16 protein-coding genes are annotated in these 19,257 nt (G+C 72.6%); 7 read left to right on the forward strand and 9 right to left on the reverse strand.

The window, feature by feature from the left end; all coding sequences use genetic code 11:
- The first annotated feature begins 54 nt into the window (after nt 1-54).
- Entirely contained in the window at nt 55-1,641 is a 1,587-nt protein-coding gene (locus GA0115242_RS24080) for a Na+/H+ antiporter (RefSeq protein ID WP_093831844.1), read from the forward strand.
- A 303-nt stretch (nt 1,642-1,944) separates the two neighbouring features.
- Here GA0115242_RS24080 and GA0115242_RS24085 read toward each other — a convergent pair whose 3' ends face one another.
- The gene (locus GA0115242_RS24085; protein ID WP_093831846.1) at nt 1,945-3,060 is read right to left on the reverse strand and encodes a mechanosensitive ion channel family protein; all 1,116 of its coding nucleotides are present in this window, start codon (nt 3,058-3,060) and stop codon (nt 1,945-1,947) included.
- 244 nt (nt 3,061-3,304) lie between these two features.
- Here GA0115242_RS24085 and GA0115242_RS24090 point away from each other — a divergent pair, with 244 nt between their 5' ends.
- Complete coding sequence (locus GA0115242_RS24090) at nt 3,305-3,874, forward strand: dienelactone hydrolase family protein (protein ID WP_093831848.1); 570 nt, start codon at nt 3,305-3,307, stop codon at nt 3,872-3,874.
- Between the two features lie 28 nt (nt 3,875-3,902).
- Here GA0115242_RS24090 and GA0115242_RS24095 read toward each other — a convergent pair whose 3' ends face one another.
- From GA0115242_RS24095 to GA0115242_RS24110, 4 genes are all read right to left on the reverse strand, one after another.
- A complete protein-coding gene (locus tag GA0115242_RS24095; RefSeq protein WP_093831850.1) occupies nt 3,903-5,588 on the reverse strand; it encodes an alkaline phosphatase D family protein in 1,686 nt (561 codons plus the stop codon).
- 139 nt (nt 5,589-5,727) lie between these two features.
- Nucleotides 5,728-6,570 (reverse strand): thioredoxin domain-containing protein, encoded by an 843-nt coding sequence (locus GA0115242_RS24100; protein WP_093831852.1) that lies wholly within the window; start codon nt 6,568-6,570, stop codon nt 5,728-5,730.
- Nucleotides 6,571-6,708: 138 nt separating this feature from the next.
- Complete coding sequence (locus tag GA0115242_RS24105) at nt 6,709-7,401, reverse strand: hypothetical protein (RefSeq protein ID WP_093831854.1); 693 nt, start codon at nt 7,399-7,401, stop codon at nt 6,709-6,711.
- Nucleotides 7,402-7,468: 67 nt separating this feature from the next.
- A complete protein-coding gene (locus GA0115242_RS24110) occupies nt 7,469-8,794 on the reverse strand; it encodes a DUF2252 domain-containing protein (RefSeq protein ID WP_093831856.1) in 1,326 nt (441 codons plus the stop codon).
- Nucleotides 8,795-8,998: 204 nt separating this feature from the next.
- On the opposite strand from GA0115242_RS24110, the gene dnaE reads away from it, so the two are divergent.
- The gene (gene dnaE, locus GA0115242_RS24115; RefSeq protein ID WP_093831858.1) at nt 8,999-12,538 is read left to right on the forward strand and encodes a DNA polymerase III subunit alpha; all 3,540 of its coding nucleotides are present in this window, start codon (nt 8,999-9,001) and stop codon (nt 12,536-12,538) included.
- A 105-nt stretch (nt 12,539-12,643) separates the two neighbouring features.
- On the opposite strand, the gene GA0115242_RS40870 is transcribed toward dnaE, so the two are convergent.
- The gene (locus GA0115242_RS40870; protein WP_093831860.1) at nt 12,644-12,808 is read right to left on the reverse strand and encodes a hypothetical protein; all 165 of its coding nucleotides are present in this window, start codon (nt 12,806-12,808) and stop codon (nt 12,644-12,646) included.
- Nucleotides 12,809-13,031: 223 nt separating this feature from the next.
- On the opposite strand from GA0115242_RS40870, the gene GA0115242_RS24125 reads away from it, so the two are divergent.
- The 4 genes from GA0115242_RS24125 to GA0115242_RS24140 all read left to right on the forward strand — a co-directional run bounded on the left by GA0115242_RS24125 (nt 13,032) and on the right by GA0115242_RS24140 (nt 16,974).
- A complete protein-coding gene (locus GA0115242_RS24125; protein ID WP_093831876.1) occupies nt 13,032-14,249 on the forward strand; it encodes an NYN domain-containing protein in 1,218 nt (405 codons plus the stop codon).
- Nucleotides 14,250-14,359: 110 nt separating this feature from the next.
- Nucleotides 14,360-15,334, forward strand: a complete 975-nt coding sequence (locus GA0115242_RS24130) for an ABC transporter ATP-binding protein (protein WP_093831862.1) — start codon at nt 14,360-14,362, stop codon at nt 15,332-15,334.
- Nucleotides 15,335-15,410: 76 nt separating this feature from the next.
- The gene (locus GA0115242_RS24135) at nt 15,411-16,232 is read left to right on the forward strand and encodes an ABC transporter permease (RefSeq protein WP_093831864.1); all 822 of its coding nucleotides are present in this window, start codon (nt 15,411-15,413) and stop codon (nt 16,230-16,232) included.
- A 34-nt stretch (nt 16,233-16,266) separates the two neighbouring features.
- Complete coding sequence (locus GA0115242_RS24140) at nt 16,267-16,974, forward strand: AAA family ATPase (RefSeq protein WP_093831866.1); 708 nt, start codon at nt 16,267-16,269, stop codon at nt 16,972-16,974.
- Nucleotides 16,975-17,034: 60 nt separating this feature from the next.
- Here GA0115242_RS24140 and ybaK read toward each other — a convergent pair whose 3' ends face one another.
- From ybaK to GA0115242_RS24155, 3 genes are all read right to left on the reverse strand, one after another.
- A complete protein-coding gene (ybaK, locus tag GA0115242_RS24145) occupies nt 17,035-17,535 on the reverse strand; it encodes a Cys-tRNA(Pro) deacylase (RefSeq protein ID WP_093831868.1) in 501 nt (166 codons plus the stop codon).
- A gap of 6 nt (nt 17,536-17,541) precedes the next feature.
- Nucleotides 17,542-18,282 (reverse strand): LON peptidase substrate-binding domain-containing protein, encoded by a 741-nt coding sequence (locus GA0115242_RS24150; protein WP_093831870.1) that lies wholly within the window; start codon nt 18,280-18,282, stop codon nt 17,542-17,544.
- 11 nt (nt 18,283-18,293) lie between these two features.
- The coding region (locus GA0115242_RS24155; protein ID WP_093831872.1) for a hypothetical protein at nt 18,294-19,257 on the reverse strand (964 nt) is incomplete at its 5' end.

The following is a 19,257-nucleotide window of genomic DNA, read 5'->3' on the forward strand; positions in this document are numbered from 1 at the left end:
TGACGTGGCAGTCTTGGACCGCCGCCCCTCGTCGATCTTGCCGGAGCGCTGACCGTGGACCAGCTCGCCCTGTTGTTCGTGCTGCTGCTCGGGGCCCTGGTGAGCGTCCCGGTGGGCGACCGGTTCGGGCTGCCTGCGCCGGTGCTGATGACGCTCCTCGGCATCGTGCTCGCCGTCCTGGACTTCGTCCCCAACGTCGACATCCCGCCCGAGCTGATCCTGCCCGCGCTGCTGCCCCCGCTGCTCTACGCGGCCGTGCGGCGGACCTCGTGGCGGCAGTTCACGGCCAACCTCCGGCCGATCTTCCTGCTCGCCGTCGCGCTGGTGTTCGTCACCACGCTGTGCGTGGCGTTCGTCGCGCACGCGATCGTGCCGGGGCTGCCGGTCGCCGCCGCCGTCGCGCTCGGGGCGCTGGTCGCGCCGCCCGACCCGGTCGCGGCCACCGCCGTCGCCGGTCAGCTCGGACTGCCCCGCCGCCTGGTCTCCATCCTGGAGGGCGAGGGCCTCTTCAACGACGTGACGGCGATCGTGCTCTACCACGTGGCGATCGCCGCCGCCGTGAGCGGTTCGTTCGGGCTCGGCGAGGCCGCGTTCGAGCTGGTGCTCTCCGCGGTGGTCGCCGTCGCCATGGGGCTCGCGCTCGGCTGGGGCGCGAACAAGCTGATGGACCTGCTGGAGGACCCGACGCTCCAGATCGGGCTGACGCTCCTCGTGCCGTACGTGTCGTACGTCCTCGCCGAGGAGCTGCACGGCTCCGGGGTGCTCGCCGTGCTCACCACCGCGCTCTTCCTCGCCGAGTACGCCACCGACGCCGACGACGTGATGACCCGGCTGGCCGGGCACACCTTCTGGGACATCGTCGACACCCTGGTCACCGGGGTCGCGTTCGGGCTGATCGGGCTCGAACTGCACAACGCGCTGCGGACGGCGGCCGGGCACTGGGCCGAGATGCTCGGCTGGGCGGCGGCCGTCGTGGGCGTGGTGGTGCTGGTGCGGCTCGTGTGGCTGCTCCCGGCGACCTGGCTGACGAAACGGCTGCACGCCAAGCGGGACATCGAGGAGGAGATCCCGATGAGCTGGCGGGAGACCGTCGTCATGTGGTGGGCCGGGATGCGCGGGGTGGCGTCCGTGGCGCTGGCCCTCGCGATCCCGCTGACCGTGGACGACGGCTCCAAGTTCCCCGACCGGGACGAGATCGTCTTCATCGCGTTCGGCGTGATCATGGCGACGCTGGTGCTCCAGGGGCTGACCCTGCCGTGGCTGGTGAAGCGGCTGGGGGTGCGGGCCGACACCGGGCGCGAGCAGGAGTTCGAACGGGAGCTGGCGGTGCGGGCGGCGAAGGCCGCGAAGGGGCGGCTCAAGGAGATCGAGGCGGTCGAGGAGCTGCCGGACGAGCTGTCCGAGCAGATGCTGCGGCGGGCCTTCGAGATCGGGGTGCGGATCAGCCCCGACATGGGCGAGGAGGAGCGCCGGGAGGCGCACGAGCAGCGGGTGCGGCGGCTGAAGCGGGTGCGGCGCATCCAGGGCGAGATGCTGAGCGCGGCCCGGCACGAGGTGCTGGCGGCGCGCAGCGAGCCCGGCGCCGATCCGGAGATCGTCGACCGGGTGCTGCGCCATCTCGACGTGCGGAGCCTGAAGTGACGGTTCGCCCGCGCCCCGCCCGCCGCCGGATTGCCGGGGCGTGACCGGCGCCCGGGTGGGGCCGCGGAGAACGGCTCCCACCCGGTGCGGCGGGTCGGTCCGGGGCGGACGGGCGGATCGCAGGTCAGGGGCGATGGGCGGATCAGTTCAGGGTGGCCGGGCGGGCCGACCCGAGGCGGACGGGCGGACCGGCCCAGGGTGTACCGGTGGATCAGTTCAAGGTGGACGGGCGGATCGGCCCAGGGTGTACCGGCGGATCAGTTCAAGGTGGACGGGCGGATCGGCCCAGGGTGTACCGGCGGATCAGTTCAAGGTGGACGGGCGGATCGGCTCGCGGGTGCGGTGGTGCGGGGGGTCCTGCTGCGGGACCGGGGGGTGGTCCGCCGGGGGCAGCACCGACTCGGCCGTGTTGACCCGGGGGAGGGCGTACGGGTGGTGGTCGGTCAGCCAGCGCAGCATCTGCTCGCGGACCGTGACCCGCACCGTCCAGATGTCGTCCGCGTCCTTCGCCGTGACCAGGGCCCTGACCTGCATGGTGTTGGGCGTCGAGTCCGTGACGACGATGCCGCACTGCCGTCCGTCCCAGGCGGCGCAGCCGCGCAGGATGTCCTTGAGCCGCTCGCGCATCAGGTCGAGGGGCGCCGAGTGGTCCAGGTGCCAGTAGACGATCCCGGTCATCTGGGCGCTGCCGCGCGACCAGTTCTCGAACGGCTTCGACGTGAAGTACGACACCGGCATGGTGATGCGGCGCTCGTCCCAGGTGCGCACGGTCAGGAAGGTCAGCGTGATCTCCTCGACGGTGCCCCACTCGCCGTCCACCACCACGGTGTCGCCGAGCCGCACCATGTCGCCGAAGGCGATCTGCAGGCCCGCGAAGAGGTTGCTCAGGGTGGACTGCGCGGCGACACCGGCGACGATGCCGAGGACACCGGCGGAGGCCAGCAGCGAGGCGCCGGCCGCGCGCATCTCCGGGAACGTCAGCAGCATCGCGGCGATCGCGACCACACCGACTATGGCCGTCACCACCCGCATGATCAGCGAGACCTGGGTGCGCACCCGGCGGACCCGGGCCGCGTCATGGTGGGCGCGCGCGTAGCGGCTGTACGACGTCTCCACGACGGCTGCCGCGATCCGCACCACCAGCCAGGCGGCCGAGCCGATCAGGATCAGCGAGAGGGTACGGCCGACGGCCACCCGGTGCCCCTGCACCAGCCGTGCCAGGTCGTACGACCCTCTCAGCAGGGCCGTGCACAGCACGAGTTGGTAGGGGACGCGGGCCCGTCGCAGCAGACCCCACAGCGGGGTCTCGCCGTGGCGGGCGTCGGCCTTGCGCAGCAGCAGGTCGGTGGCCCAGCCGATGAGCAGGGTCAGCACGACGGAGCCACCGATGACGATCAGTGGTCGGAGTACGTTCTCCATGGCAGGGAACCTAACCGGACCCGGGGGCCGATGAACATGTGACTTCGGACGCGGTCGGGGAACGTGCGCGCGACGACGCGGGTCAGGTGGCGCGGGTCACGGTGGTGCCGGGTGCCGGGTGCCGGGTGCCGGGTGCGGGGTGCGGGGTGCGGGTCACGGGCGTTGTCGGTGGTCGCCGTGGTCGCTGTGGTCGCCTTGGTCGGCCGGCCGGGGCGTTGTCAGTGGTGGCTGGCACGATGGGGTCATGGACATCATGCTCTTCCACTCGATCTACGGACTGCGGCCCGCGGTGCGGCAGGCCGCCGACCGGCTGCGCGCGGCCGGGCACGAGGTGTGGACCCCCGACCTGTTCGACGGCCGCACCTTCACGACCGTCGAGGAGGGCATGGAGTTCAACGACGGCATCGGCCGCGAGGAGCTGCTGAAGCGGGCCGTCCTGGCCGCCGCGCCGTACTCGGGACGCGGCCTGGTGTACGCCGGGTTCTCGCTCGGCGCGTCCGTGGCGCAGACCCTCGCCCTGGGCGACGAGAAGGCGCGCGGTCTGCTGCTCCTGCACGGCACCTCGGACATCGCGCCGAACGCCTCCGCGCCGGACCTCGCGGTCCAGCTCCACGTGGCCGAGCCGGACGCGTTCGAGACCGACGACTGGCTGAGCGCCTGGTACCTCCAGATGGGCCGCACGGGCGCCGACGTCGAGGTGTACCGCTACCCCGGCGCCGGTCACCTCTACACCGACCCCGACCTGCCCGACCACGACGCGGAGGCCGCCGAGGCCACCTGGCGGGTGGCGCTCGGCTTCCTCGACTCCCTCTGAGCCGGTCGGCCGGTTCCTGCCCCGGCCCCTAGACCGGGTCGTACGTCCGCTCCACCCGCTGGGTGCCGCTGCGGGTGCGGTACGAGCGGGCCCAGGCCGAGGTGGCGTCGGGGTCCGTGCGGTCGGAGAGCACGTAGTAGTCCATCTGCGCGCGGGCCGCGGTGATGTCCAGGACGCCGTAGCCGTGCCGGTCCGTGTCGACCCAGTGCACATGCCGGTTGGCGGCCCGGATGACCGGCGCGGCCAGCGCGGAGACGGTCCCCTCGGGGACCCGCACGATGTCGTCGAGGTTGTCCGAGGTCATCGAGGTGACGACGAACTCGGTCGCCGCCGACGGGGAGAGCGGGTACGTGCCCGCGTCCACCGGGACGTCGTTGGCCCACGCCATGTGGATGTCCCCGGTGAGGAAGACGGTGTTGCCGATGGCGTGGGTCCGCAGGTGGGCGAGGAGTTCGCGCCGGTCGTCGGTGTAGCCGTCCCACTGGTCGGTGTTGACGGCGAGTCCCTCGCGGGGCAGTCCGAGCAGCCGCGCGAGCGGGCCCAGCAGGTCGGCGGTGAGCGAGCCGACGGCGAACGGCGAGATCATCACCGAGTTGCCGACCAGCCGCCAGGTGGAGTCGGAGCGGGCGAGCCCGGCCTTCAGCCAGTCGAGCTGGACCCGCCCGGTGATGGTGCGCTCCGGGTCGTCGACCGCGCCCGAGCCGGTGCCCGCCTGCTGGGAGCGGAAGGAGCGCAGGTCGAGCAGGGACAGCTCGGCCAGCCTGCCGAAGCGCAGGCGCCGGTAGGTGGTGCCCTCGACCGCCGGGCGGACCGGCATCCACTCGAAGTACGCCTGCTTGGCCGCCGCCTGACGGTCGGTCCAGGCGCCCTCGGCCCCCTCGGTGTGGTTGACCGCGCCGCCCGACCAGGCGTTGTCGGCGAACTCGTGGTCGTCCCAGATCGCCACGACCGGCGCGGCCGCGTGCAGGGCCCGGAGATCGGGGTCGGTCTTGTGGCGGCCGTGCCGGGCGCGGTAGTCGGCGAGCGTGAGGATCTCGTGCGCCGGTTCGTGCGCTCGGACGACGGTGCCGCGGGTGCCGTACTCGCCCGTGGCGTACTCGTAGAGGTAGTCGCCCAGGTGGAGCCAGCCGTCCAGGTCGCCGCGGGCCGCGAGGTGGCGGTAGGCGGAGAAGTGGCCCGCCTCCCAGTTGGCGCAGGAGACCACGCCGAAGCGCAGGCCGGGCACGGTGGCGTCGGCGGCGGGCGCGGTGCGGGTGCGGCCGACGGGGGAGTCGGCGCCGTCCGCGGTGAAGCGGAACCAGTGGTCGGTGGCCGGGGCGAGGCCGCGGATGTCGGCCTTGACGGTGTGGTCGCGGGCCGCGCCGGTGGTCAGGGACCCCCGCGCGACGACGTTCGTCAAAGCCCTGTCGGTGGCGACGACCCAGCTCACCTCGGTGTCGGGGCCGAGCCCCGAGCCGGGCACGGCCTCGGCGGTCGGGGTGACCCGGGTCCACAGCAGGATCCCGTCGGGCAGCGGGTCGCCCGAGGCGACGCCGTGCAGGAACCGGGGCGCCCCGGTCGCTGCGGCGCGGGCGGGCAGGGCGGCGGCGAGCGGCGCGGCCAGGACGGCGGTGGCGGCCGCCGCCCTGACGACGGCGCGGCGGCCGGGGAACTGCGGTGCGGTGCCCTCGGCGGGCGGGGTGGTGCGCGCGGGTGAGCTGTGTCGGCTGGTCACGACCGATCAGGTTACTGACCGGTACGGTCCGGAGCGGGCGAACCGTCGAAAGTTCGCCCGCTCTTCGGCCGCGGGACGCCGGGGACCGGCTTCCGCGCGCCTGCCGGATCCGCCCTCGAGGCCCGGACCGTGTCCGCCGTCAGCCCTTGAGGGCCGCGTCGATCGCGGTGGTGAACTGCTCGACCGTCATCGGCGGGTTGCCGCTGCTGTCCGCGGAGAGCTTCTTGCCGTCCATCACGAAGCTCGGGGTGCCGGTCACGCCGTCCTTGTTGGTGTCGAACGTCTTCGACATGGCGAGCGCCCAGGCGTCGTAGGTGCCCTTCTTCACCGCGTTCTGGAACGTGGCGTTGTCCTTCAGGGTGGGCACCGTCTGCGCCACCTTGATCAGGTAGTCGGCGTCCTTGAACTTGTCCGTGGACTCGTCCGGGTGGAACTTCTTCGAGTAGAGCGCGGTCTTGTACTCCAGGAACGCGGTGTCGCTCACGTTCAGCGCGGCGCCCAGGGCGGCCATCGCGCTCTTGGAGCCCTCGCCGCGCGAACCTATCTGGCCCTTGCCGAGCGAGTCGCCGTCCAGGAAGGTGCCGCCGACGAACTGCATCTTGAACTTGCCGTCCTCGACGTCCTTGTCCAGGGTCGAGCCGACGGTCTGCTCGAACTGGGCGCAGATCGGGCAGCGCGGGTCCTCGTAGACCTTCAGGGTCTTCTTGGCGCTCGCCTTGCCGATGACGACGGTCGTGCCGTCCTTGCCGGTGGTGTTGGCCGGGGCGACGACCTTCTCGTCCTTGACGGCCTCCCAGTGCGACGGCTTGTTCGCCTGGACGACCGCGTAACCTATGCCGCCGGCCGCCGCGAGGACGGCGACGACCGCGCCCGCCACCACGGCCTGGCGCTTGACCCTGGCGCGCTTGGCCTGGCGCTCGCGCTCCAGGCGCAGCCGCTCACGGGCCGCCGTCTTCGCCGTCTGGCTGTTCCGCTTGCTCATGTCTGTGATCTCCAAGGGGGACGCGCGCCGCTGCGCGCGGGATACGTGCGGGGGAGGGGTCGTGCCCGGTGCTGTTCGAGGGAACGTCTGTGCGGTTCGAGTGAACGTCACTGCTGTTCAGGCGAACATCGCCGTTCTTCAGGCGAACGAGGGGGAGCACGGCGGTCCACGCCGTCCCAGGGAGTGCGCGAACAGGCGGACGCGGGCCGCCGTCACGCGGTGCGCGGCCCGCCGGGGCCGGGCGAGGGAGCGGGCCGGGCGGACGGTCACCGAGGCCACCGCGAGCAGCAGCGGCCGGAACGTCGTCACGGCGACCGCCCGCAGCACCTGGCCGAGCGCCCGCTCACCGCGCCGCAGCCAGGCCGCGGCCAGCAGCCCGACCGCGATGTGCGCGCCCAGCAGCAGCCAGGGCGCGGCCGGGTCGGCGTGCGCCAGCAGCGCGGCGAGCCGGTCGGGTCCGGCGCCGGTGACCCGGGCCAGCGGGGTGCCGACCTCGGCGCGGCTGCCGCACAGCACGTCGAAGCCGACGGAGCGCAGCGGTCCGGCGACCGGGCCGCCCGCACGCCCGTAGCAGACGTGCTGGCCGGTGGTGAAGACCGTGTCGGCGGCCAGCTCCAGGGGGATCAGCAGCCCGGCGATCCGGGCGAAGCCGCGCTCGCGGCCCGCCAGCGCGAAGGCGACCGCGAAGACGGCGACCGCGACGGCGGCCACCGTGTTCAGCGGCAGCGGGACCCGCGACAGCAGCACGTGCGACGCGCTGCTGAGGGTCACGACGAGTGCCGTGAACAGCGCCGCGCGGACGGCTCGTATCGGGGTCCCGGACATGTCCATAGCGTGGAGAGTGTGTCACGTGGTGCTGTAAGGGACCCCTAAAGGGTCCCTGTGAGCATCCGGACCGTCACAGACCCGGGATCCGGCCGTTGCGGAACAGGTCGACGAAGATCTGGTGGTCGGCCCGCGCGCGGGCGCCGTAGGCGTGTGCGAAGTCGGTCATCAGGTCGGGGAAGCCGTCCTCGTCGGCGGCGATCGCCGCGTCGATGGCCCGCTCGGTGGAGAACGGCACCAGGGACTCGCCGGACTGGTCGTCGGCCGCCGCGTGCATGGCGGCGGTGGCCCGGCCGAGGTCGGCGACGACCGTGGCGATCTCCTCCGGGTCGTCGATGTCGCCCCAGTCCAGGTCGACCGCGTACGGCGACACCTCGGCGACGAGCTGCCCCGCGCCGCCCAGCTCCGTCCAGCCGAGCCAGGGGTCGGCGTGCGCCTGGAGGGCGCGCTGGGAGATCACCGTGCGGTGGCCCTCGTGCTGGAAGTAGTCCCGCACGCGGCGGTCGGTGAGGTGCCGGGAGACGGCCGGGGTCTGCGCCTGCTTGATGTAGATCACCACGTCGTTCTCCAGGGCGTCGCTCGACCCCTCCAGGAGGATGTTGTACGACGGCAGCCCGGCCGACCCGATGCCGATGCCGCGCCGCCCGACCACGTCCTTGACCCGGTAGGAGTCGGGGCGGGCCAGGGAGGTGTCCGGCAGGGTCTCCAGATAGCCGTCGAAGGCGGCGAGGACCTTGTAGCGGGTGGCCGCGTCCAGCTCGACGGAGCCGCCGCCGGGCGCGAAGCGGCGCTCGAAGTCGCGGATCTCCGTCATCGACTCCAGCAGCGAGAAGCGGGTCAGCGAGCGGGCGTCGCGCAGCGCGTCGAGGAGCGGGCCCTGTGCGGTGTCCAGGGTGAAGGGCGGCACCTCGTCGCTCTTGGCGCCGGTGGCCAGCGCGTGGATCCGCTCGCGGTACGCGCCCGCGTACACCTCGACCAGCTCGGTGATCTGGTCGTCGCTGAGCGCCTTCGCGTAGCCGACCAGCGCGATCGAGGCGGCGAAGCGCTTCAGGTCCCAGGTGAAGGGGCCGACGTACGCCTCGTCGAAGTCGTTGACGTTGAAGACCAGACGGCCGTTGGAGTCCATGTACGTGCCGAAGTTCTCCGCGTGCAGATCGCCGTGGATCCACACCCGCGAGGTCCGCTCGTCCAGGAAGGGGCCGCCCCGCCGCTCCGCCTCCAGGTCGTGGTAGAAGAGGCACGCCGTGCCCCGGTAGAACGCGAACGCGGAGGCCGCCATCTTGCGGAACTTCACGCGGAACGCGGCCGGGTCGGCGGCCAGGAGCTCGCCGAAGGCGGTGTCGAAGACGGCGAGGATCTCCTCGCCGCGCTGCTCGTCGTCGAGCGGGGTGACCGACATCGCGGGGTGCCTCCTGGTGCAGGGTCTGAACGACGGCGCTTCTGCCGCGTCCAACGGCCGGGAGGCCGCGGAAGTGCCCGCGGCTCCCGTGGTGAAGGTACGTGGGGAAGCCGCAGGAGTGTCAGTGGCGAGGCATAGACTTCGACGTTGTCCCCCGGACCTTCCGCAGTCCCGTCGCCGACCGTTTCCCCTGGAGGCCGCACCGTGTCGAAGCCGCCGTTCACGCACCTGCACGTCCACACCCAGTACTCGCTGCTGGACGGTGCCGCGCGGCTGAAGGACATGTTCGACGCCTGCAACGAGATGGGCATGACGCACATCGCCATGTCCGACCACGGCAACCTGCACGGGGCGTACGACTTCTTCCACACCGCGAAGAAGGCCGGGGTCACGCCGATCATCGGGATCGAGGCCTACGTGGCGCCCGAGTCGCGGCGCAACAAGCGCAAGATCCAGTGGGGCCAGCCGCACCAGAAGCGCGACGACGTCTCCGGCTCCGGCGGGTACACGCACAAGACGATCTGGGCCGCGAACGCGACGGGCCTGCACAACCTCTTCCGGCTCTCCTCGGACGCGTACGCCGAGGGCTGGCTCCAGAAGTGGCCCCGGATGGACAAGGAGACCATCTCCCAGTGGTCCGAGGGGCTCATCGCCTCCACCGGCTGCCCCTCGGGCGAGCTGCAGACCCGGCTGCGCCTCGGCCAGTTCGACGAGGCCCTGAAGTCGGCCGCCGAGTACCAGGACATCTTCGGCAAGGACCGGTACTTCCTGGAGCTGATGGACCACGGCATCGAGATCGAGCACCGGGTCCGCGACGGCCTCCTGGAGATCGGCAAGAAGCTCGGCATCCCGCCCCTGGTGACGAACGACTCGCACTACACGTACGCGCACGAGGCGACCGCGCACGACGCCCTGCTCTGCATCCAGACCGGCAAGAACCTCTCCGACCCCGACCGCTTCCGCTTCGACGGCACCGGCTACTACCTGAAGTCCACGGACGAGATGTACGCCGTCGACTCCTCGGACGCCTGGCAGGAAGGCTGCCGCAACACCCTCCTGGTCGCCGAACAGGTCGACACCAGCGGGATGTTCGAGGCCAAGAACCTGATGCCGAAGTTCGACATCCCGGACGGCTTCACCGAGGTCACCTGGTTCCAGGAGGAGGTCCGCCGCGGCATGGAGCGCCGCTTCCCCGGCGGCGTCCCCGACGACCGGCAGAAGCAGGCCGAGTACGAGATGGACGTCATCATCCAGATGGGGTTCCCCGGCTACTTCCTCGTCGTCGCCGACTTCATCATGTGGGCCAAGAAGAACGGCATCGCGGTGGGCCCGGGGCGCGGCTCGGCCGCCGGTTCGATCGTCGCCTACGCCATGGGCATCACCGACCTCGACCCGATCCCGCACGGCCTGATCTTCGAGCGGTTCCTCAACCCCGAGCGCGTCTCCATGCCCGACGTCGACATCGACTTCGACGAGCGCAGGCGCGTCGAGGTGATCCGGTACGTGACGGAGAAGTACGGCGCCGACAAGGTCGCCATGATCGGCACCTACGGCAAGATCAAGGCCAAGAACGCGATCAAGGACTCCGCGCGCGTGCTGGGCTACCCGTACGCCATGGGCGACCGGCTCACCAAGGCGATGCCCGCCGACGTCCTCGGCAAGGGCATCGACCTCAACGGCATCACCGACTCCTCGCACCCCCGCTACAGCGAGGCGGGCGAGATCCGCGCGATGTACGAGAACGAGCCGGACGTCAAGAAGGTCATCGACACCGCCAAGGGCGTCGAGGGCCTCGTCCGGCAGATGGGCGTCCACGCCGCCGGCGTCATCATGTCCAGCGAGCCCATCGTCGACCACGCCCCGATCTGGGTCCGCCACACCGACGGCGTCACCATCACGCAGTGGGACTACCCGCAGTGCGAGTCGCTCGGCCTGCTCAAGATGGACTTCCTGGGCCTGCGCAACCTCACGATCATGGACGACGCCGTCAAGATGGTGAAGTCCAACAAGGGCATCGACCTCGACCTGCTCGCCCTGCCGCTCGACGACCCCAAGACCTTCGAACTGCTCCAGCGCGGCGACACCCTGGGCGTCTTCCAGTTCGACGGCGGCCCCATGCGCTCCCTGCTGCGCCTGATGAAGCCCGACAACTTCGAAGACATCTCCGCCGTCTCCGCGCTCTACCGTCCCGGCCCGATGGGCATGGACTCGCACACCAACTACGCGCTGCGCAAGAACAAGCTCCAGGAGATCACCCCGATCCACAAGGAGCTGGAGGAGCCCCTGGAGGAGGTCCTGGCCGTCACCTACGGCCTGATCGTCTACCAGGAGCAGGTGCAGAAGGCCGCGCAGATCATCGCGGGCTACTCGCTCGGCGAGGCCGACATCCTGCGCCGCGTGATGGGCAAGAAGAAGCCCGACGAACTCGCCAAGAACTTCGTGCTGTTCCAGGCGGGCGCCCAGAAGAAGGGCTTCAGCGACGAGGCGATCCAGGCCCTGTGGGACGTGCTGGTGCCGTTCGCCGGATACGCCTTCAACAAGGCGCACTCGGCCGCCTACGGACTGGTCTCCTACTGGACCGCCTACCTCAAGGCGAACTACCCGGCCGAGTACATGGCCGGTCTGCTGACGTCCGTCAAGGACGACAAGGACAAGTCGGCGATCTACCTCAACGAGTGCCGCCGCATGGGCATCAAGGTGCTCCCGCCGAACGTCAACGAGTCGATGTCGAACTTCGCGGCCCAGGGCGACGACGTGATCCTCTTCGGCCTCTCCGCCGTCCGCAACGTCGGTACGAACGTGGTCGAGTCGATCATCCGCAGCCGCAAGGCCAAGGGGAAGTACGGCTCGTTCCCCGACTACCTCGACAAGGTCGAGGCCGTCGCCTGCAACAAGCGCACCACGGAGTCGCTCATCAAGGCCGGTGCCTTCGACTCGATGGGGCACACCCGCAAGGGGCTCACCGCCCAGTACGAGCCGATGATCGACAACGTGGTCGCGGTCAAGCGCAAGGAGGCCGAGGGGCAGTTCGACCTCTTCGGCGGCATGGGCGAGGAGCAGAACGACGAGCCCGGCTTCGGCCTCGACGTCGTCTTCACCGACGACGAGTGGGAGAAGACCTATCTCCTCGCGCAGGAGCGGGAGATGCTCGGCCTCTACGTCTCCGACCACCCGCTGTTCGGCCTGGAGCACGTGCTGTCCGACAAGGCCGACGCCGGCATCTCCCAGCTCACCGGCGGTGAGCACGCGGACGGCGCGGTGGTCACCATCGGCGGCATCATCTCGGGCCTCCAGCGCAAGATGACCAAGCAGGGCAACGCCTGGGCGATCGCCACCGTCGAGGACCTCGCCGGTTCCATCGAGTGCATGTTCTTCCCCGCCACCTACCAGCTCGTCTCGACCCAACTCGTCGAGGACGCCGTGGTGTTCGTCAAGGGCAGGCTCGACAAGCGGGAGGACGTGCCGCGCCTGGTCGCGATGGAGCTCCAGGTCCCCGACCTGTCCAACGCGGGCACCAACGCGCCCGTGATCCTCACCATCCCGGCCACCCGCGTCACCCCGCCGATGATCAGCCGTCTCGGCGAGATCCTCACCCACCACCGGGGCGACAGCGAGGTCCGGATCCGGCTCCAGGGGCCCACCAAGACCACCGTGCTGCGCCTCGACCGGCACCGGGTCAAGCCCGACCCCGCGCTCTTCGGCGACCTGAAGGTGCTGCTCGGACCGGCCTGCCTGGCCGGCTGACCGGCCCGCGACCGACGCGAGGGGCGCACCCGTCACGGGTGCGCCCCTCGCGTCGGTCCGGAGCGGTTTCGCCCGCGGACCGGTGAACGGGCCCGCGCGCGGAGGTCAGTTGTGGCCGAAGCGCTTCTGCTTGCCCTTGCGGGCCATGTCCGCCGGGGTCGCCTGGCTGATGCGCTGCTCCGCCCGCGCCTCCATGGAGGACTCCTGCGCGTGCTCCCGGCCGCGCTCGGACTGCGGCTGCTTGCGGTCCTGCTTCTTGTTCTTGGCCATGGTGATCTGCCTCCCGCGGGGGACTAGGGGCCAGGTCCGGGATCAGATTCACATAGGCTGACGGAGAACGCATTTCGGATAATTACCGTCTGTGACAGGGGCGGTCGGAGCGTGTCGGCCGGAAACGCCACGCCGAAGATCGAGTTCGGGCCGTTAACCTCCGCGCGGTCGGGCAGACTCGAAGACAAGCCCGAAGCAACCTCCCGGAAAGAGGGTGGACCGCGTGGACCGCTGCATCGTCCTGGTGGACGCCGGGTATCTGCTGGGCGCCGCCGCGAGCCTCCTCGCCGGAGAACCCTCGCGCTCACGCATCACCGTCGACCACGCCGCCCTCATCCAGGGCCTGCGCGAGCGCGCCGAGTCCGACACCGAGCGCCCGCTGTTGCGCATCTACTGGTTCGACGGCGCCCCCGACCGCGTCCCGCAGCCCGAGCACCGCCGACTGCGCGTGATGCCCCGGGTCACCGTCCGGCTCGGCGCCCTGACCCGCAGTGACGGGCGGTGGGCGCAGAAGGGCGTGGACGCCGCGATGCACGCCGAGCTGACCGAGCTGGCCCGCAACCGCGCCTGCTCCGACATCGTCCTGGTGACCGGCGACGGCGACCTGCTGCCGGGGATGATGGCCGCCAAGGAGCACGGCGTCGCCGTCCACCTGTGGGCCGTCCAGGCCGCCGACGGGGACTACAACCAGTCCGAGGACCTGGTCGCCGAGGCCGACGAGCGGCGCGTCCTGGACCGCGCCTGGATCACCCGGGCCGTCCGCGCCAAGGAGATCGGCGGGATCTGCGCGCCGCCGCCGGTGCCGCGCCCCGAGATCGCCGCGATCCTCTCCGCGCCGCTGCCCGAGTCCGGGCCGCCCGCCGCCCCCGAGCAGCGGCCCGCCGAGGACACCGAGCACGCCCAGGCCGCCGCCCCCGCCGGAACCGGCCCCCAGGAGCGGGTCCCGGCGCCCAAGGGCGTGCCGACCCCCAAGGACCTGGCCGCCCTGCGCGGACCCGGCAGCCAGCCCGCCCCGCACCCGCCGAACGCGACCCTGCGCTGGTCCTCCGACAAAGGGTGGGTCGACCGGCCCGTCTCGGAGCCGCCGGACGCGGCCTCCATGCCGACCCTCGCCCAGCTGACCACCGCCGAACAGCGCTGGGCGGACCGCGAGGAGGACATCACCACGGTCGGCGGTGACCCCTTCGAGGTCGGACAGGTCTTCGCCCGGCGCTGGATGGGACGCCTCGGCGACCAGAGCCACCTGCAGAAGCTCAGCGGCATGTACCCGCGGGTCCCGCACCGGGTCGACGGCGAACTGCTGCGCTACGCCGCCAGGTTCGGCCTGCTCGCGCACAAGGACGACCAGATCGACGAGCACGACCGCTACGCCATCCGGGCCGGGTTCTGGCGCGAGATCGACGTGCGGACGGCGGCGGAGCACTCGCCCGCGGGGGAGTGAGACGGCGACCGGCGGGACCGACCCGGGAGCGGCCCCGGCCGCCGGACCCCGTACCCTCGTCCCTTGTGAGTACGCGCGCGGCACAGGCACTTCGGCACGGGGGCGATGTCGTGTGCGCGGTGCGCGGACTGACCAAGACCTATCCCGCCGTGCGCGCCCGGCGCGGTACCCCCGGCACCCCGCCGGTCCGGGCCACCGACGACGTGCGGCTGGAGATCGGGCGCGGTGAGATCTTCGGGCTGCTCGGGCCCAACGGGGCGGGCAAGTCCACCCTGGTGCGGCAGATCACCGGCCTGATGCGGCCGGACTCCGGGGACGTCGAGATCCTCGGCCACGACATCGTCCGCCACCCCGAGCGCGCCTCCCGCATCCTCGCCTTCCTCGGCCAGGAGTCGACCGCCCTCGACGAGCTGACGGTCTCCCTCGCCGCCGAGACCACCGGGCGGCTGCGCGGCCTCGACGCCCGCTCCGCGCGGGCCGAACGGGACGCCGTCCTCGACGAACTCGGCCTCACCGCGCTCGCCGCACGCCCGCTGAAGAAGCTCTCCGGCGGTCAGCGGCGGCTCGCCTGCGTCGCCTCGGCGCTGGTGGGGGAGCGGCCGCTGCTGATCCTCGACGAGCCGACCACCGGCATGGACCCGGTGGCCAGGCGGGCGGTCTGGGCCGCCGTCGACCGCCGTCGCGCCGAACGCGGCACCACCGTGCTGCTCGTCACCCACAACGTCATCGAGGCCGAGACCGTCCTCGACCGGGTCGCCGTCCTCGACCAGGGCCGGGTCATCGCCTGCGACACCCCCGGCGGCCTCAAGGAGCAGGTGGCCGGGGAGGTCCGGGTCGACCTGGTGTGGCGGGAGAAGGCGCCGCTGCACGTCCCGGAGGTCGCCGCGCTCCAGGAGCGCGCCGTCGAGTCGGGCCGCCGCTGGACGCTGCGGCTCGGGCCCGACGAGGCCCGCGCGGTCGTCGCGACCGTGACCGGCGGCAGCGCCTTCGCCGCCCTGGACGACTTCACCCTCGCCACCCCCAGCCTGGAGGACGTGTACCTGGCGCTGGGCGGCGCGGTGCGGCAGGGGCTGGTGAAGGCGTGAGCACACGGGCCGCCGCGTCCGTACAGGACAGGGCCACTGCCGGAAGAGTCCCGCGACAGAAGGGGAGCAGCGCGACGTGAGTGTCGTATCCGCCGATGTCCTGCCGGGCGGTGCCCTGGCCGTGGAGGACGCGCCCCCGGGCGCGGCCGAGCTGGGGCCCAGGGCGCGCCTGTGGCCGTCCATGGCCGCCGTCTACCGGGCCCAGCTCTCGCGGGCCCGGGTCGCGCGGATCCCGCTGCTGTTCGTGGCGACCTTCCAGTCCGTCGGCATCATGATCCTGATGCGCGGGGTGGTCGACGGCGGCGGCGAGGCCGAGGCCGTCGTCGCGGGCTCCTCGGTGCTGGTCGTCGCGTTCGTCGCGCTGAACCTGCTCGCCCAGTACTTCGGCCAGCTCCGCGCCAGCGGCGGCCTCGACCACTACGCGACGCTGCCGGTGCCGCCGGCCGCGGTGGTGCTCGGGGCGGCGGGCGCCTACGCCTCGTTCACGGTGCCGGGGACGGTGGTGACGGCGGTCTTCGGCAGCGTGCTGTTCGGGCTGCCGATGACGCACCTGTGGGTGCTCGTCGCGGTGATCCCGCTGGCCGGTGCCGCCCTCGCCGGGCTCGGCGCGGCCCTCGGGCTGCTCGCGCCCCGGCCCGAACTGGCCACCCTGCTCGGTCAGTTGGGCATGTCCGCGGCGCTGCTGCTGGGCGTGCTGCCCGCCGACCGGATGCCCGGGGCGGTGCGCTTCGCCCGCGACCTGCTGCCGTCGACGTACGGCGTCGAGGCGTTCGCGCGCACCTTCGGACCGCACCCCGACTGGGCCTTCGTCCTCGGTGACCTGGCCGTCTGCGGCGCCGTCGGGGTCGTCTCGCTCGCCGTCGCCACCTGGGCCTACCGCCGGGCCGCCGTCCGGTGACGCGCGGCACAGCCGGGCCTGGCACGATGTCAGGGTGACCGCACCGTTGACTCCTCCTCCGCACGAACAGCCCCCGCACGACGGGTGGCAGCTTCCGGCCGCCGGGCAGGAGGCCCAGGCCCCCGGGCCGGAGGCCCACGGCTCGCACCCCGCGGTGTACGGGGGGTACGGGCAGGACGGGCCCGGCACGCGCGCCGAGATCGTCGAGGGCGTCGTCGCGCTGGTCGCGACCACGGTCGGCGGGGTGCTGCTCGGGCTGCTGTGGTGGTGGCTGGCGCCGCACGTGCCGCTGGTCGGCGAGGTGTCGGGCAAGAGCTGGGTGGTCTACCTCCAGGACAGCGAGGGCGAGCAGGCCATCGGCGTCGACGGAACGTTCACCCTGCTGGGGCTCGCCTACGGCGCGGTGTGCGGTCTCGCGGTGTTCCTGGCGCGTCGGCGCGGCGGGGTGCCGCTGGTGGTCGGGCTCGGCGCCGGGGCGCTCCTGGCCGGTCTGCTGGCCTGGCGGCTCGGGATCTGGCTCGGTCCGGACCAGGACGTGATCGCCCACGCGAAGGCCGTCGGCAAGGGCGTCACCTTCTCGGCGCCGCTGAAGCTGGGCACCATGGGCGCGCTGCTGGCCGCGCCGCTCGCCGCGCTGCTGGTGCACCTCGGCCTGACCGCGCTCTTCGGACCCCGTGACCCCGACCCCTACCAGGAGCACGGCCCCTACCCGAAGGACCCGTACGGGGCGCCGCTGACCTAGGGCCGGCGGCGGCGCCGGGCGTGGTCGGCGACCGTGCGGGCCCGGTCCCCGGGCCGGGTGTCAGACCCTGCCGACCGGGGCCAGGACGGCCGTCGTGAGGGTGGCCAGGTCGGCCGGGGACAGCTCGACCTCCAGGCCGCGGCGGCCCGCCGAGACGCAGATCGTGGCGTGGGCGGCGGCCGAGGCGTCCAGGACCGTCGGCAGGGCCCTGCGCTGGCCCAGCGGCGAGATCCCGCCCCGCACGTACCCGGTGGTGCGTTCGGCGAGCGCCGGGTCCGCCATCGCGGCCCGCTTCCCGCCGACCGCGGCGGCCAGCGCCTTCAGGTCGAGCTGGCCCGCCACCGGGACCACCGCCACCGTCAGCGCGCCGTCCACGTCCGCGACGAGCGTCTTGAAGACCCGCTCGGGGGAGACCCCCATCGCCTCGGCCGCCTCCTCGCCGTACGAGGGGTGCGCGGGGTCGTGCTCGTAGGCGTGCAGCGTGTACGGCACGCCCGCGGCGGTCAGGGCGACCGTCGCGGGCGTGCCGCCGGTCTGCTGCTTCTTGGACTTCTTCGCCATCGGGTCTCAGTTCAGGCTGGTCCTGCCGCGCGTCAGGTCCGACGCGGGCAGGGACGGCAGGTTGCGGATGATCGCCGTCTCGGAACGGAGCAGCTCCAGTTCGTCGCGGAGCCGGGAGGCGGTGTCCGGGGTCTGCAGCAGGCGCTGCTTGGTCGGGGTGTCGAGCATCATGGCGGCCGCGACCAGGTAGGAGACCACGGACGGCTCGTCCGGCAGCTCGGTGCCCGCGGCCAGCGAGCGCTCCCGGGCGCCCGCGAGGCGCTTCTGGTACTGCCGGAAGGCCCGCAGGACCCCCTCGGCCAGGGCGCCCGCCTCGTCGCCCGGCTCCTCGGTCAGCTCCTCGACCTCGGCGGTCAGGAACGGTCCGGAGGCGTCGACGGAGAGCAGCCGCACCCGGGTGGTGCCGGTCGCCAGCACCTCGAAGGTGCCGTCCTCGCGCTCCCGGATCGTCGCCGCGTCCGCCACGCAGCCCACGGTGTGGAACGACGCGGCGGGGTCGGCGCCGAACCCGGCGGCGGGGCCGTGATCGACCGGCGCGGTCGGGTCGGGCATGCCGGGGGCGCTGGGGGCCACCTCGTGGCCGTCGCGGATCGCCACGACGACGAACCGGCGCGGTTCGTCCTCGGGCGTCTTCAGCAGATCGCGCATCATGGCGCGATAGCGCTCCTCGAAGACGTTGAGCGGAAGCACCAAGCCCGGGAACAGCGCCGAGTTCAGGGGGAAGAGCGGGAGCCGGTGGGTGGTCACGGCGCAGAAGCCTAATGCTCGCCGGGGTGCCCGTGTCGGCCGCGCTCGCTCCGTGGCGGACCAGGAGGGGGCGTGAGCCAGGCCGCGCGGACCTCGTCGCGGGTCCGCAGGAAGAGTCCCAGCGGGTCGTCCGAGAGCTGTTCCCACGGGTACGAGGTGGCGTACGGGCCGATCAGCCGGGCCTGTGCGAAGGCGTCGCGCCAGCGGCCGAGGCGCACCAGGACCAGCATCAGCTGGTTGCGCAGCGCGGCGGGTCCCGGGTCGGCCTCGGGGAAGCGCGCGGAGAGCGCGATCGCCCGGTCGGCCGCCTCGTCCAGCCTGCGGCGGGGGAGTTCGGGGCCGCAGTCGTCGGTGAGGTAGGCGAGGACCGCGTGCAGCGGGAGCGCCTGGACGAGGGAGGCGGCGGGCGCGTCCTGGGCGGCGCGCTCGGCGAAGTCCAGGCACGCGGTGTGGGAGCCGTGATAGGCGGTGCCGAGGTAGCGCAGGGCGGCCACGTGGCAGCCGTAGTGGTGCGGGGCGCGGCGCACGGCCGCCTCCCACAGCTCCTCGAAGTACTTGTGCCCGGCGCCCGAACCGCGGGCGTGGTCCAGGGCGACGCGCCACGGCACCGGGTCCCGGTCGTCGCCGCGGGCGGCGGCCGTGATCAGCGGGCTCACCTCGCGCAGCAGCTCCGCCCTGGCCGGTGAGGGCCAGGCCCGGTCGACGGCGAGCTGGGCGCGGACGGTCAGCAGGTCGGGGTCGTGCGGGGCGGTGGCCGACCAGCGCAGGAACCACTCGTCGCGGGAGCGGGCGAAGGCGGCGAGGCGCCGTACCCAGCCGTCCCGGTGCTCCCAGTCGGTGCCGCGGCGGGTGGCGCCGAGCAGGGCGGACGCCGGGCCGTGCTCGCCGCGCGCGGCGGCGACCAGGGCGGGGCCGAGCCGGTCGTCGGGCACGTCGAGCAGCACGTCGTCGTCCGCGGGCAGTCCGAGGCCGCCG

It is taken from the genome of Streptomyces sp. SolWspMP-5a-2, from assembly GCF_900091845.1.
Taxonomy (GTDB): Bacteria; Actinomycetota; Actinomycetes; order Streptomycetales; family Streptomycetaceae; genus Streptomyces; species Streptomyces doudnae.